At 45.1% G+C, this 16,013-nt stretch carries 8 protein-coding genes; all 8 read left to right on the top strand.

Annotated elements, in window-relative coordinates:
• The first annotated feature begins 73 nt into the window (after positions 1–73).
• Complete coding sequence (locus G8O23_RS07945) at positions 74–1,450, top strand: pectate lyase (protein ID WP_219932459.1); 1,377 nt, start codon at positions 74–76, stop codon at positions 1,448–1,450.
• A 65-nt stretch (positions 1,451–1,515) separates the two neighbouring features.
• Positions 1,516–4,713 (top strand): SusC/RagA family TonB-linked outer membrane protein, encoded by a 3,198-nt coding sequence (locus tag G8O23_RS07940; protein WP_219932457.1) that lies wholly within the window; start codon positions 1,516–1,518, stop codon positions 4,711–4,713.
• Positions 4,714–4,731: 18 nt separating this feature from the next.
• Positions 4,732–6,504 (top strand): RagB/SusD family nutrient uptake outer membrane protein, encoded by a 1,773-nt coding sequence (locus G8O23_RS07935; RefSeq protein ID WP_166363540.1) that lies wholly within the window; start codon positions 4,732–4,734, stop codon positions 6,502–6,504.
• Positions 6,505–6,544: 40 nt separating this feature from the next.
• A complete protein-coding gene (locus tag G8O23_RS07930) occupies positions 6,545–8,140 on the top strand; it encodes a DUF4957 domain-containing protein (RefSeq protein ID WP_166363538.1) in 1,596 nt (531 codons plus the stop codon).
• Between the two features lie 122 nt (positions 8,141–8,262).
• A complete protein-coding gene (locus tag G8O23_RS07925) occupies positions 8,263–9,561 on the top strand; it encodes a pectate lyase family protein (protein ID WP_166363536.1) in 1,299 nt (432 codons plus the stop codon).
• 37 nt (positions 9,562–9,598) lie between these two features.
• Complete coding sequence (locus G8O23_RS07920) at positions 9,599–10,843, top strand: glycoside hydrolase family 88/105 protein (protein ID WP_166363534.1); 1,245 nt, start codon at positions 9,599–9,601, stop codon at positions 10,841–10,843.
• A 56-nt stretch (positions 10,844–10,899) separates the two neighbouring features.
• Complete coding sequence (locus G8O23_RS07915; RefSeq protein ID WP_166363532.1) at positions 10,900–14,319, top strand: T9SS type A sorting domain-containing protein; 3,420 nt, start codon at positions 10,900–10,902, stop codon at positions 14,317–14,319.
• Positions 14,320–14,375: 56 nt separating this feature from the next.
• Positions 14,376–15,806 carry a glycoside hydrolase family 28 protein gene (locus tag G8O23_RS07910; protein ID WP_166363530.1) on the top strand — a complete coding sequence of 477 codons (1,431 nt, stop codon included), beginning with the start codon at positions 14,376–14,378 and terminating at the stop codon, positions 15,804–15,806.
• Positions 15,807–16,013: the final 207 nt, after the last annotated feature.

Raw genomic sequence — 16,013 nt, 5'->3', positions numbered from 1 at the left:
CACATTTTGAATATTCGGTGTATCCTAATTAGCCGTAATTAGCAATTGGAATATTATCGAAAACGATTTAAATATGGCTTTTGCACAAAATATTTCGATTAGCTTCAAAGGAATTAAACCATTCATTCTTTGTACATTGGTATGCCTTCTTCACTGCGTGCCCACAGTATCGGCCCAACAAAAAGATGATATTACTGCTTTTCCTGGCGCCATGGGAGGAGGAAAGTACACCACAGGCGGTCGTGGTGGCAAAGTTATTAAGGTTACCAACCTTAACGACGATGGCCCTGGCAGCCTCAGAAAAGCGATTAAGGCAAAGGGATCAAGAACCATTGTTTTTGATATCTCCGGCACCATTGAGCTAAAATCACAACTTGCAATAAATAACGACCATATTACCATTGCCGGCCAAACCGCACCTGGCGATGGCATTTGTATTAAAGGTCATGAGGTACGCATCAACGCAAATAATGTTATAATTCGTTACCTCCGCTTCAGACCTGGTGATATTGCCAACACTGAGTACGATGCCCTTACAGGAATGCGAAACCGCGATATCATTATCGATCACTGCAGCTTTAGCTGGTCAACCGACGAAACGGTATCCCTTTACGATAATGAGAACTTTACCCTTCAATGGTCAATAATTAGCGAAAGCCTTAACAATTCCGTTCATAGTAAAGGGGCACACGGCTATGGTGGAATATGGGGTGGCAAAAATGCATCCTTCATCAATAATATCCTCGCACACCACTCCAGCCGAAACCCACGCCTGCAGGGCACTCGTTACCAACTTGAAGACGGAATGGAAAAGGCTGAGATAGTCAATAACATAATATACAACTGGGGCAGCAAGGCCATTTATGGTGGCGAGAATGGCAGATACAACTTAATTAACAACCTATTTATACCAGGCCCTGCCTCTCCCGATGATAAAATAGTTGAGATACTAGAACCATACAAACCATATGGCCAATTTCATATGGATGGTAACCAAATTTGGGGTACAGAAGGATGGTACAATGCATCAGAAAAAAACATAAGTCTTCCCAACGAGGAATATACTAAGCATTTAACAGCTATACCTTTCTGCTTAAACATCTCAACCAATGCCATGGATTCAGAAACAGCATACAACCTGTTGCTAAAGCGCGCAGGAGTTAGTCATAGGCGCGATGCGGTTGACCAACGAATTATTAACAACATTACAAACCGCTCATTTACCTACGGTAATATGGGTATTATCGATAGCCAAAACGACACCGAGGGGTGGCCTGCTCTTGAGAGTTTGCCGCCCCTTCTCGATTCCGATGGCGATGGCATTCCAGATGAGTGGGAATTGAACCACGGATTAAATCCAAATAACCCAAAAGATGGTAATTCAACTTCTCTTGATGGGTCATACACCAACTTAGAAGTGTACTTGAATTCTCTTGTTGATTCTATTTAATAGCTAAATACTTTTTAAAACCTAAACTACAAACATTTACAGTGTACTAACAAAAAAGTTGCAATATGAAATTACTTGACCTTAAAAAGGCCGCTAGGCTAACACCATTGCTCATTGCAATGCTTTTCTCGAGTTTCAGCTTATGGGCTCAAACCATAAGCGTTAGAGGAGTTGTAATTGATGAGTTTGGCGAGCAGTTGCCCGGAGTGAACGTGATCATTCAGGGAACTCAAACTGGTACTGTTACCGATGAAAACGGAAGCTATGTAATTGATGTCCCCGCCTCAGGCAGTTTGGTTTTCTCCTTCATAGGGTACAAAACGCTGACTGTGCCCGTTGATAGTAGGCGAGAAATTAATGTTGAGCTCGAATCGGATATGCTGGGGCTCGACGAAGTAGTGGTTATTGGTTACGGCACTCAGCAGCGTAGAGATATTACAGGTTCGGTTGCCTCGGTTCGAGGCGATGATATCCAAGCGCTACCCGTATCGAACATCAACGAGGCGCTTACCGGGAAGCTGGCCGGAGTGCAAATTCTAACCACCGAGGGTTCGCCCGATGCTGAGGTAAAGATTAGAGTGCGTGGTGGTGGTTCAATCACTGGCTATAACACCCCCCTATTCATCGTTGATGGATTCCCTGTGGAGTCAATCTCCGACATTGCCCCCACCGACATCGAGTCCATTGATGTGCTAAAGGATGCATCATCAACAGCTATTTATGGTTCTAGAGGCGCTAATGGGGTAATTATTGTAACCACCAAGCGCGGTGCCGAAGGCAAAGTATCTGTTCGGTACGATGCCTACACCAGCTTTAAAAAGCTGGCCAATAAGTTGGAGGTGCTGTCGCTTTACGATTACGCCACTTGGCAATATGAACGCTCGCTCCTAGCCAACCAGCCAAATAAGTATACCGATTTTTTTGGCAACTATCAGGACATTGATCTTTACCGCGATCTTACGGGTAACGATTGGCAAGAGCTTACCTTTGGTCGAATTGGTACCACTTTTAACCACAACCTTAACATCTCTGGTGGAACTGAAATAAACAGGTACTCGTTCAGCTACAGCAATATTACCGACAAGGCCATTATGCAGATGTCGGGCTTTAGGCGCGATAACATCAACCTAAACCTAACCAATAAGCCCCACAAAAGGGTTACCCTCGATTTTGCATTACGCTACTCAAACACCCAGATTGAGGGAGGTGGTGCCAACGAGCAGAACGAGGTCTCATCGGCCGACTCGCGCCTAAAGGATGCCATGATTTACCCATCAATTCCTGTAAGCGGGCTTACAGATGCATCGGAAACTGATCAAGAATTTAACCTCCGAAACCCGCTTGTCTCATTGGCCGATAACGATCGATTCCAAAAACGGATTACATACAACCTAAATGCCAGCATCACTTGGGAGGCAATTGACAACCTTCGCCTGCGCTCCGATGTTGGGATGGATGATTACCGGTACAATAACGATCGTTTCTATGGGTTAACAACCTACTACATCAACAATATTCCATCGGGCGATAACCAAGGGAAACCTGCACTTATACTAAGTAAAACAGCCCGCGAAACATACCGGAACACTAACACGGTAGCCTACAATTTCAGGAACATCCTATCGCCTAACCATAGCCTGAACCTCCTGGTAGGTCAAGAATACATTCTCCGGCAGCAGGAAAGGCTAACATCTACTGTGCATGGCATTAACTCTGGGTTTAACTTTCAGGATGCAAGAAGCCTATCGGCCAATGCTGTGGCCAACTCTGTTGATAACTTCTTTTCCCCCGACGAGATTCTCCTCTCGTTCTTCGGGCGTGCTAACTATGATTTTCAGAGTAGATATCTTTTCAGTGCAACATTTAGAGCCGACGGATCCTCAAAATTCTCCGAAGGAAATCGCTGGGGTTACTTCCCATCGGCAGCCTTTGCATGGCGTCTTTCCGACGAGAGCTTCATGGAGTTCACCCGTAGATGGTTCAATGATATTAAGCTACGCTTAAGCTACGGAACCGCCGGAAATAACAATATACCCACTGGTCAGTTGGTGCAAGCCCTACAGGTTAGCAACACCACATGGGTGAACGACTTCGATAGCTACTGGGCTGCCACCAAAACCATGGCCAACCCCGACCTGAAATGGGAAACCACCGTTACACGAAACATAGGGCTCGATTTTACTGCCCTAAGGGGGCGTTTAACAGGCTCCTTGGAAGGTTACATCAACAACACGAATGATCTATTGATCCGTTTCCCAACACCAGGTACTGGATACGATTACCAGTATCGCAATATGGGCGAAACTCAAAACCGTGGTATTGAGGCCATGGTAACATGGATCGCTATAGACAAACCCAAGTACGGCCTAACCATTAGTGGAAACATAGGCTTTAACCAAAACGAGATAATCTCCCTTGGACTAATGGATGACTTTACAGCAACATCTGGTTGGGCCTCAACCGAAGTTGGTGCCGACTTTCTGATAGCCACGGGTGGTTCAGTAGGTAAGATGTATGGCTACATTAATGATGGCCGTTACGAGGTATCCGATTTTGAATCGTTTGATGGAACCAACTGGATCCTTAAGGATGGTGTTGTAGACTCTTCGCCCGTTGTTGGAACGCTTCGCCCGGGTTCATTAAAGCTGAGAAACATGACGGATGAAGATAATTTGGTAAATGCTGATGACCGTGTTATAATTGGTGATGCCAACCCTTTGCATACAGGTGGTTTTACCATCAACGCCCGTGCATTTGGATTTGACTTTTTGGCTGCCCTAAACTGGAGCTATGGCAACGATATTTACAATGCCAATAAAATTGAGTACACCTCAACCAGTAAGTACCACTCACGGAATATGCTTACCATTATGGAGAGCGGTGAGCGCTGGAATAACCTGCGCGAGGATGGAACCATAAGCAACGACCCCGAAGAGCTAACGGCAATGAATGCCAACACTACGATGTGGTCGCCATTCATGTCGCGCTTTGTATTTACCGATTGGGCTGTAGAGGATGGGTCATTCCTCCGCCTAAACACGCTAACCCTTGGATACACCATTCCCAAAGAATTACTGAGTAGGGTAAGTATCGATAATTTAAGGGTTTATGTTAGTGGATACAACGTGTTCCTATGGACCAATTACTCGGGGTTCGACCCAGAGGTTTCTACTCGTCGTAGCACCCCACTAACCCCAGGGGTCGACTACTCCGCTTACCCAAGGAGCCGTTCGATTGTGTTTGGTTTAAACTTTAGTTTCTAATGCATTAAAATGCTTGTTATGAAAAAAATACTCTATATCTTTTTTGCCTTATTGCTAACCGGCGCAATAAGTTCTTGCGAAGATTTACTGGACGCACCAGAGAAATCGTCACTCGATGAGTCTGTGGTTTTCTCCAACCCATCGCTGGCCGAAGGAGCCATTGCCGGTATCATCCAGTCATTTTGCGAGACCAATTCGTACCGAGGCAGATACCTTGTGTACTACGGCATTAACACAGACACTGAAGTTTTCAACTCACTTCGGAATGTGAATGACGACAAGGCATTGCTGTCGAACTACAACACCAATGCTAATAACACCCAAATGAACTCGGAGAATAATGCTTGGGCAAAATTTTACGAGGGAATAGAGAGAGCCAACATAGCTATTAGAGGCCTGCGTAACTGGGGCGATGTGGAGAATAACCCACAGCTTGCTCATATCTTGGGCGAAGTGCTAACGCTTAGGGCTGTGGTTTACCACGATCTAATTAAAGGTTGGGGCGATGTTCCTGCCCGCTTTGAACCGGTTACCAACGAAACGGCATACCTCCCTCGTGCCGACCGTGATGTTATTTACCAACAGCTACTCAACGACCTTGAAGAGGCCGCCGAGCTTGTGGCCTGGCCGGGAGAGTCCGATTACACCAAAACGACAGAACGAATTAACAAGGGCTTTGTAAAGGGTTTGCGTGCCCGAATTGCACTTGCTGCTGGCGGATATGCGCAACGTATGGATGGAGAGATTAGGCTTAGCCAAACCCTCGATCGCACCGAAATGTATACCATTGCCAAGAATGAATGCTTAGATATTATCAACAGCGGTACCGCACGTCTTCAAGGATTTGAAGAGGTTTTCAGGGCATTACACGGCGAGAAGCTAATTGCTGGTCAGGAAATTCTTTGGGAAATCCCCTTTAGCGAGGGACGTGGCCGCGTAATTTTCGACCTTGGTGTAAGGCATACCACGGTTGACAAGTACACTGGGCAGGCCAAGGGTGGAACCAATGGTCCCAACCCTATAATGTTTTACGAATATGATATTGACGATGAGCGCCGCGATGTTACCTGCGTTCCCTACGAATGGATTGATGGTGTTCAGGTGCCAACCAACAATGGTAGATGGCAATTCGGCAAGTATCGTTACGAGTGGCTTTTCGAAGAAGCTGGTCGCAGGGTAACCTCAACCAACGACGATGGGTTAAACTGGGTATACATGCGCTACTCCGACGTTCTACTTATGGCTGCTGAGGCCATTAACGAGCTGGATGGACCTGCAGCTGCTGCACCATACCTTCGGGAGGTTCGCGAAAGAGCGTTCCCTAGCAACACAGCTAAGGTTGATGCCTTCATGGCCCAAGCCATTGCTAGCCAGGAAGACTTCTTTAATGCCATAGTTGATGAGCGTGCATTAGAGTTTACTGGCGAAATGCTCCGTAAAGGCGACCTAATCCGCTGGAACCTTCTTAGCGAGAAGCTAAACGAGGCAAGAATAAAGCTAATTCAGCTTGAGAATAGAGCTGGGAAATATGCTGACCTACCTGAAAGGATTTATTACACCACTGCTGAGGATGGCGAAACAGTGATAATATACGGACTTAACTACGGCGATACGGATGCTATTGGCGCTGGCCTTGGATACCCAGAGGATAAGGGGTGGGTCATCACCTCATCATCCGAAACATCTACATTCTGGGATGCACTTTATGTAAACGATCCCAACTCGCAACAGTACTGGCCCATTTGGCAGGTATTCATCGATTCAAGCAATGGTCAATTAACCAACAACTAGTGATTTAATTGTCTGTTAGAAATCAAAAAAAACTACAACAATGAAAAAGATATTCAAGCACATTCTATACATAGCAGGCATTGCGGCGGTTCTGTTTACTGCTGGATGCAAAGACGAACTTGTTGAGATTACCGAACTCGAAGTTAGTCGCTTGTTCTCCCCCACCGATATTGAGGCAATGATAGTAAATCAAACCTCTATAAGGCTTAGCTGGAAGCCGGTAAAAAATGCCGAACACTATAAAGTAGAGATTTTTGAAAATGCTGTTCAGGATCAGGAGGCCTCTCTTGACGACCTAGAGCCCACATTCGATGGTGAACTAGTAAGAGAGCTAACGGGAGTTTCAATTGACGACCTTCCTCTCACTATCCCCGGCTTTGCAGGCGAAACCTTTTACTCCATAAGGGTAAAGGCATTTGGCGAACAAATTGATGAGTCGAAATGGACAGCCATTGTAACCAAAACACGCCCTGAACAGATATTCTTCCCTGTTGCCCTTGAGGATATAACCAACACCGGTGTAACCCTTCGATGGCCAGCTGGCGAACCTGCCACAAAAGTTGTCATCACACCCGGTGATATCACTCGCACCCTTTTGGGTAGCGAAATTCAGAATGGTATAGTTGTAATTGATGGGCTAGATGGAGAAACCGAGTATACTGCAAAGCTTATATACAACGGTAAAACGAGAGGAACAGCAGTTTTCACCACATACATCGACATTAGCAACGCCATTGTGGTTAGGCCTACTGACGATATTGTTAGCCTTCTGGAAGCAGCTACTGCAAACCAACGCTTTGCCGTTATGCCGGGCGAGTACAACGTGGCATCGAGCATACTAATTCCTGCTACAGTTGAGATTATTGGTGCACTACCTTACGATAGGCCTGTTATTAATGGCGCTGTAATTAGGCTAAACGCTGGTGCAGGACTAAGGCTTAAAGATTTAATTCTAGATGGAACCACTTCGGATGGGAATCAAACCGTGGTTTACAACGAGGTAATAGCGGCAGGCGAAACCTATGGCGATTTGCTTGTTGAGGACTGTATTATAAGGCACTACACCAAGGGTATTGTGTACGGAAGCAATGCGGTGCTGGTTGAATCGGTTACCTATAAGGGCAATATTATTCATAACGTAATTTGCGATGGTGGTGATTTCATCGACTTCCGCAGCGGTATGCCCAAGAAATTCGATTTTATTAATAATACGGTATACAACAGCGCCAATAATCGAGATCTTTTCAGGTTAGATAATGCTGTTACCTTCTCTGAAGATCACCACGTGGTGATAACCATTGAGAACAATACCTTCTATAATATCATATCAACAGAAGGTACTACTCGACGAATTCTTTACATCAGGTTGGCATCGCATGAAATTCATGTAAACCGAAACATTTTTGTGGAAACACTGGGCAGCTACTCAAACCAGTCGGCCACTACAGTGGTGGAGATGAGCAGTAACAACTACTTTAACGCTCCGGTGCTTACCAACCCTGAACTTACTGTATACGATAGCGGAAACTACACTACCTACAATCCAGGGTTTATTAACCCTGAGGCAGGGAACTTTAAAGTAACCAATGAGGAGCTAATTCTTTACGAGATTGGCGATCCACGCTGGTTACAGTAAGCACACAACCTAGTATTGCTGGGGTATTTCCCCAGCAATGCTTCAGGTTTTAACCAAGTAACCACAAAGTATTAGCCAGCTAATTGGAGCCTGAAAATATGCCTTACAAATAAATACACTATATGAGAAAACTTTTTACACACTTTACAATACTTACTTTATTTGCTGTATACGCCATGGGGCAAACTGGCCCTATTGGTTGGGCTTCGGTTAATGCCGATGGCCAAGATGGAACAACTGGAGGGGCAGGCGGTAATGTAGTTACAGTTGATAATATGACCGACCTTATGATATACAGCACCGACCCACAACCCTATATCATACAAATAGATGGGCTAATTACCATTACGCCAAAGGGGCGGCATATTTCCGTGGGCTCCAACAAAACTATTATTGGGCTCAATGCACAATCGGGTATTGTTGAAGGAGGCTTTTCCGTTGGCAACAATGTTAAAAACATAATCTTCAAAAACTTAGTTATTTCAGACACTTTCCTTGAAGGCGACTGGGATGGTAAGGAGCAAGACTGGGATGGCATTCAAATTAAGGGAACATGTAGCCACATATGGGTCGATCATTGCACCTTCCTTCGCCAGGGCGATGGGGCTGTTGATATTACCAATGGTGCAAGCTACGTTACCGTATCGAACTGCCTATTTGGGCAAAACAATAAGGCCAGCCTAATTGGGAGTAGCGACTCCGATACCTACACCGAGAGCTACAAGGTTACCATGCACCACAACTGGTTCAACGAAACCACCCAACGGCACCCAAGGGTAAGGTTTGGCATGGTGCATCTTTTCAACAACTACTACTACAATATGGGCGGCTATGGCCGCGAAATGGACTACGCTATTAGCAATGGCTATGGCGTTGGAGTTGGTGCTAGCGCAAAAATCTACTCAGAGCACAACTACTTCGAGAAGGTAGTTTACCCGGTTCAGTTTTACGATAACACATCGCAGCCTGGATATATTGTTGACATTGGAAGTGTAACTGTTGAAAGCGGTGACATATCGACAAAACCCGAAGGTATAGAGTGGGATCCTTCCGATTACTACGAGTACTCCCTTGATGATGCTGAAGCGGTTAAAGAATTTGTAATGGCCAATGCAGGAACATACGACAACCCGGTTAACTCTGCGAATCCAATGTTCAATAGCTTAGCTATCGATCTTAAATGTTATCCCAACCCCTTGGTTCATTACACCAATATTGTGTTCACCCTCCCCACATCGGGAACTGCTACAGTTAAGCTATACAATCTTATTGGGCAGGTTACACAGGTTGTAACACACGGTACTTACCCCGCCGGCCAAAATGAGATACAGCTCCAAAGGGGCGACCTCCGTTCAGGAATCTACATTGTTCAAATTGAATTCAAAGGCAAAAGCATCACCCGAAGATTATTAGTTCAGTAGAATCGCCCATTTCAGTTGGGCCAAATTTATTACCAATATGACACCGTACAACCCAAAATCAGTAAGAAAACAGATAGCAGTAAGCATACCCATATTTGTGGTGGTACTTGCCCTTACGCTAACCTTTTGCCGCACGTCCGAAAAGGAACAAACTTCATGGCATATGCAAATGGTCGAATCGGAGATGAAACGAAATCCCGAGGCTTGGATGTTCGACTTTGAGAAAAAACCAAAATGGAACTACACCCATGGGCTTATGCTAATGGCAATCAGAAAGGTGTGGGAACAAACCGGTGAGCAAAAGTATTTCGATTACATCAAGGGGTACTACGACACCATGATTGATAGCGATGGGAAAATTATGTTTAACTACAACCTACCCAACTACAATATCGATCATATTAAGCCAGGGATAAACCTTTTCGATCTGTACGAGCACACAAAGGATAAGCGATATCTTACAGCACTGGAAACCCTTCGTGAGCAGCTCGAATCGCACCCACGAATCCCCGAGGGAGGGTTCTGGCACAAAAAGGTATACCCCCACCAACTTTGGCTCGATGGTGTATATATGAATACACCATTCTACACTCGGTATGGAAAGATATTCAACCAGCCCGAGAATTTTGATGACGTGCTGTTACAGGTTACTCTGGTGGAGCAGAAAACCCGCGACGAAGCTACAGGCCTCCTTTACCATGCATACGACGATAGCCGCGAACAGGCTTGGAGTGACCCAGAAACAGGGCATTCGCCGCATTTTTGGGGCAGGGCAATGGGCTGGTACGCCATGGCGTTGGTTGATGTTCTCGATTACTTCCCTACTGATCATGCTGGCCGAAATCAGATTGTTGAAATATTGAACAGGCTAATGGAAGCCATCTCAAACTATCAGGATGCAGAAACAGGGTTGTGGTACCAAGTAGTCGATCAGATGGATCGAGAGGGTAACTACCTCGAGGCATCGGCATCGTGCATGTTTGCCTACACCATGATAAAGGGAGTAAACAACCAGTACCTCAACGATAGCTATGCCGAAAAGGCACAAAAGGCATTTCAAGGAATTCTAGACCACTTAATTAGCTACGATGGGGAGGGAAATATAAACCTTAATCAGGTGTGCGGTGTTGCAGGCCTGGGGGGCAATCCCTATCGCGATGGTTCCTACGAGTACTACATCAACGAGATTATCCGCAGCAACGACCCCAAAGGCGTTGGGCCGTTCATCCTCCTCAGTATGGAGATGGATAAGGCTGGTATAAACCTTACCAAGCAGAAATAGGTTCTTACATAATACCCAATAAACACCTAATTACAAACCCTTAAAAACAAATCACTATGAGGAAAAAATCTACACTACAACGAATTTGCAGGTACCTATCGACCATCGTACTGATGGTTCTATTTGCCGGGAACCTGCAGGCGCAGGAATGGACAATTTATGATGGGAGTACTCATCCAATTGAAAATGGACTTCCTCAATTCTCCCGATCTAACGTTTCGGGTGTTACCAATGAGGTTTTTGACTCCTGGAGTACGATTATTGTTGATCCTGAGGATGGAAGTAATTTCCTTTTACAGTTCAATGATGATGCTGCTGCTCAACGTGGAATGTGGCGTTCAAACATTCCTTCGGGAACATCAAAGCTAACTCTTGTTACAAGGATTAAAGCATTTGATTATGAAAATTTAGACTGGACCCTCGATCTTGACATTGATTTTGGGGGAGCAAGAGAGCAGTTCTTTATTATGAATTCAGATCAAATTAGGGTTAGACGTGGTACCGACGTAACCCATGACTTACCTACAGAATTTGATTTAACAGAATGGAACACCTTCCGCTTTGTGATTGATAACGATGCTGAACCCAAAACCGTGAAGGTTTACCTCAATGAGTCGGCCACTCCATTTATTGAGGCTACCCCAGCTTCAGGTTCAAACAACTACTTCAGGTTTGGCAACGGCGACAGTAATAGAAGCGTAGGTTACACAATGGACTGGATTATTTGGGATATAACCGGTGCCTATGCCCCCGGTGAGGGTGCTGCAATTCCCGACCCAGTGGTTACCCCCAGCTGGAATGCCGACCTGGCAGAGCTGAATGTTGATGGCTCCCTAATCGAAGGCTTCTCAGCAAGCACCCTTAACTATGAGGTTGTGCTTCCAAAGGGTACCACAATTGTGCCAACCGTAACAGCTGTTTCTGACGATTCTGAGGCTAAAGTTGATATCACCCCAGCCACAGAAATCCCAGGAACTACAGAGGTACAAGTTACTGCCGAGAACGGTATCAGTACAAAAACCTACTCTATTCTGTTTAGGGAGGTTTCTGAGGACGCTACCCTAACGAGCATTTCAGTTAATGGCGACCCAATTGCCGACTTCGACCCAGAAACACTAAGCTATACTGTGTTTTTGCCCCTTGAGACAACCGAGCAAGCTGCAGAAGTTACAGCAACAGCAACACATAAAAATGCGGTAGTCGACATCACCCAAGCAACTGAGATAGATGGTGAGGCAACAATTCTAGTTACTGCTGAGGATGGCACTACTGAACTAACCTACACGGTTAATTTTGAATTGATTTCAGTAGATGCCACCCTATCCGACCTGCTTATTGACGGTGTTACAGTTGATGGTTTTGATCCCGAAGAATTGGAGTACTTCGTTTTACTTCCAGCTGAGGCCACTACTCCTCCAACAGTTACTGCTGTTCTCAATACTGAGCTGGCATCAATGGAGATTACGCAAGCAGCGGATATTCCAGGCGAAGCAACCGTTGTGGTTACTGCAGAGGATGGAGTTACCGAAAATACATACTCTGTCACTTTCCTTCAAGGAGATGATGACGCTACTTTGAGCGACTTGATGCTGGACGGAGTGACCATCGGTGGGTTTGACCCAGAGGTAACCGAGTACGAGGTCATAATACCTACTGGCGAAACCGATATCCCTGTTGTAACAGCCGAAGCAAACCATGAAAACGCAACAGTTGCCATTGTTGAAGCTACAGAAATACCTGGTGTTACCACAGTAACGGTTACAGCCGAGGATAGTTTTACTAAACTTGTATACTCCGTTGCATTTAGGTATAAATCCGATAACACCAAGCTAGAAGAGCTACATATTAATGGAGCACCATTAATTGGGTTCGACCCTGAAGTAACAAGTTACACCATTAATATGCCTATCAATAGCGTAGTAGTTCCTGAGGTAACTGCAGCTGCTGCCGATGCACTGGCAACTGTTGACATTACCCCTGCAGCCGAAATCCCGGGCCAAACTTTGATACTGGTTACTGCTGAGGATGAGGTTACAGAGCTTACCTACACCATAGAGTTTGTTGAGGCCGATTACAACTGGAGATACTATGATGCTAGCGTGCTCCCCGATGCACAAGAGCCAAAATTTAGCACAAGTAACGTTAACGGCACAGCCCATTCAAACACTATCATCACCGATGACGAGGATGAATCAAATAGTTTCCTTGAACTAATTACTGAAACTGTTGGAACTACCTTTATGTGGAGCACTCCATTACAAGCCGAAACCCCTGCAGTTACATTTGTTTTCAAGGTAAAAGCGGCTAACGATGAAGCAAGAAGGGTTCTTGAATTTGATATACATCATAATGGAATACGCGAAAGAATGTATATCAATCGTGAAGATAACAGAGTTCGACTGAACGAAGGTATCGGAGGTGGAGATGGCGGAGAAATAGTAGCACCTGAGGGAGTATTATTTAGCGATTGGAACATTTATAGGATAACCAAAGAGGAGGGATCAATAAATCTCTATCTCAACGAGAATCCTGAGCCAATTGCCACAGGTACAACTGCCACCACAACAACAAACCAATACTTCCGATTTGGAGGTGGTAACAGTTCTCACAACATTGCTGCCCTTATCGATTGGATAGTTTGGGACGAAACTGGTGCGTATGCCCCAGGTGAGGGACTATTTATCCCCTCTAAGGTTGAAACTACAAATTGGGATGCAACCCTTGCTGAGCTTAAGCTTGATGATGTACTAATTGAAGGATTCGATCCTGAGGTTACTGAATACCAAGTGCTATACACCGAAGAGCCTACAACAATACCTGTAGTTTCAGCAGTAGCAAACAACGAGGATGCTATCATCGATATTATTCAGGCAACCACTACCCTCCCCGACACAGCATTTGTTGAGGTAACAGCACTAAATGGGTTTACCACCATTACCTACTCCGTAATTTTCAGATTGGTTTCTACAGATGCAACTCTTGAGAACCTGATTGTAGATGGGATTCCTGTTGACGATTTCGACCCAGAGGTTCTTGCGTACGACATTGAGCTGCCATACGGCACAGTAACAATCCCAACCGTAACTGCCGTGGCAACCGATGAGAATGCTGAGGTTGAAATAGCGCAGGCCGACGCACTACCCGGTACAGCAACTGTAACCGTTACCGCGGAGGATGACGAAACCACCCTAGAGTATGTGGTTAACTTTACCATTGCAACCAGCGTTGGAATAACCGAAAGCCAAAAGTTTAACGTTTACCCCAACCCAGCAACCAGCTATATAAATGTTAGTATTGATGACATTGCTCTTGGTACGCAGGTAAAAATAATTGGTATCACTGGTAGGGTTATAATGCAGATACAGCTCAATAGTACCAAAGAGGTTATTGACATCAGCAATTTAACTCAAGGTACATACATTATCCAAATAGAAACCCAAGGTAAGCGCGACAGGAAGATATTTATTAAGCAGTAGGTTTCTATTGAATTCTTAATATAAACCAGACCCAAGTGGGTCCAAAACCACATAGTATGACAAAACGATCAATCTTTGGTCTGTTCATACTCGCAGCTATATCCTTTATCCTTTCGCTAGGGGCGTGCAGTACAGCCCCTAGCAAAGGTGAGGGGGAGGTAGGCTGGGAGTATATGCAACAGATTCTTTCCCAAATCTCCGCCCCAACCTTTCCCGAGCGAACCTTTGATGTTATCGATTACGGTGCAGACAATACGGGAAATACAAAATCAACAGTGGCTATTAACACTGCCATTGTAGAGTGCTCTGAGGCAGGGGGTGGTACGGTGCTAATCCCCAAAGGGGTGTATCTTACGGGAGCAATTCACCTGAAGTCAAACGTGAACCTCCACCTTGCTGAAGAGGCAACCCTTAGGTTTAGCCGAAACGATTCCGATTATCTCCCCATGGTTTTTACCCGTTGGGAAGGAACGGAGTGCTACAACTACTCCCCATTCATTTACGCCTTTGAGCAGGAGAACGTGGCCATAACAGGTAGTGGAACGTTGGATGGAAATTCCGACTCGGCAAACTGGTGGCACTGGAAGGGTGAGTGGAGCCGAAAAACATGGGAGGTTGGTCCCGAAAATCAAGCAGATGCTGTAGCCATGCTTAGACAGATGGCTGAAGATAACGTGCCGGTTGAGGAGCGTGTTTTTGGCCCGGGGCACTACCTGCGCCCTAAGTTCGTGCAATTCTACAGGTGTAAAAACATCCTTATGGATGGAATAACAATCATTAACTCACCCATGTGGGTTATTCATCCTGTACTCTCGGAGAACATCACCATCTCCAACGTATCGGTAAAAAGCCATGGCCCCAACAACGATGGTTGCAACCCCGAATCGAGCAGAAACATTCTAATTCAGGACTGCTACTTCGATACAGGAGACGATTGTATTGCCATAAAGTCGGGTCGTAATGCCGATGGCCGTCGGCTTAACGTACCTGCCGAAAATATAATCGTTCGCCGATGCACCATGCGCGATGGCCATGGTGGAGTGGTAATGGGTAGTGAGATCTCTGGGAATGTACGCAACGTATTTGCCGAGGATTGTATTATGGATAGCCCAAATCTCGACAGAATCATCAGGATTAAAACCAACTCGCTACGAGGCGGAACAATTGAAAATATCTTTGTCCGCAATATAAATGTGGGAAAAGTAAGGCAAGCCATCCTACATATCGACTTTGACTACGAAGAGGGTGATGCCGGAACATTTACCCCAATTGTTCGCAATATCAATATCGAAAACGTAACGAGCCAAAGTAGCGATAGGGCTGTGTTTATAAATGCCTACGAGCGTGCTCCTGTTAAGGGTATAACCATCAAAAACTCCTCATTTAACAACGTAAAAAAGGAGGATAGAATAAACCACGTGAAAGACTTTAATGTTGAGAACGTACTGGTTAATGGTGAGCCTATGAAGTTACCCGAATCCATATAGCAATGCCTGCTGACTTTCAAAAAAGCCTTGTGGTTTTCCACAAGGCTTTTTGCTATGTATACTGCTTAAAATTACTGGAAAAACATATGGCAATATCTGTGAAAGAACAAACAATACATCAAACTATGCCCTACAACTTGTTGGTATTCCATTAGTTTTTTAGGCAATTATCATATATTTGCCAATTCCTATTGAAAATCAAAATAT

It is taken from the genome of Perlabentimonas gracilis (genome assembly GCF_011174675.1).
Taxonomy (GTDB): domain Bacteria; phylum Bacteroidota; class Bacteroidia; order Bacteroidales; family Tenuifilaceae; genus Perlabentimonas; species Perlabentimonas gracilis.
This window is presented reverse-complemented; position numbering and strand designations above follow the sequence as displayed.

Bases quoted from the DNA above. Each gene is read 5' to 3' on its own strand.
- G8O23_RS07935 (WP_166363540.1), top strand. From the start codon at position 4,732: ATGAAAAAAATACTCTATATCTTTTTTGCCTTATTGCTAACCGGCGCA.
- G8O23_RS07940 (WP_219932457.1), top strand. From the start codon at position 1,516: ATGAAATTACTTGACCTTAAAAAGGCCGCTAGGCTAACACCATTGCTC.
- G8O23_RS07915 (WP_166363532.1), top strand. From the start codon at position 10,900: ATGAGGAAAAAATCTACACTACAACGAATTTGCAGGTACCTATCGACC.
- G8O23_RS07925 (WP_166363536.1), top strand. From the start codon at position 8,263: ATGAGAAAACTTTTTACACACTTTACAATACTTACTTTATTTGCTGTA.
- G8O23_RS07945 (WP_219932459.1), top strand. From the start codon at position 74: ATGGCTTTTGCACAAAATATTTCGATTAGCTTCAAAGGAATTAAACCA.
- G8O23_RS07910 (WP_166363530.1), top strand. From the start codon at position 14,376: ATGACAAAACGATCAATCTTTGGTCTGTTCATACTCGCAGCTATATCC.
- G8O23_RS07930 (WP_166363538.1), top strand. From the start codon at position 6,545: ATGAAAAAGATATTCAAGCACATTCTATACATAGCAGGCATTGCGGCG.
- G8O23_RS07920 (WP_166363534.1), top strand. From the start codon at position 9,599: ATGACACCGTACAACCCAAAATCAGTAAGAAAACAGATAGCAGTAAGC.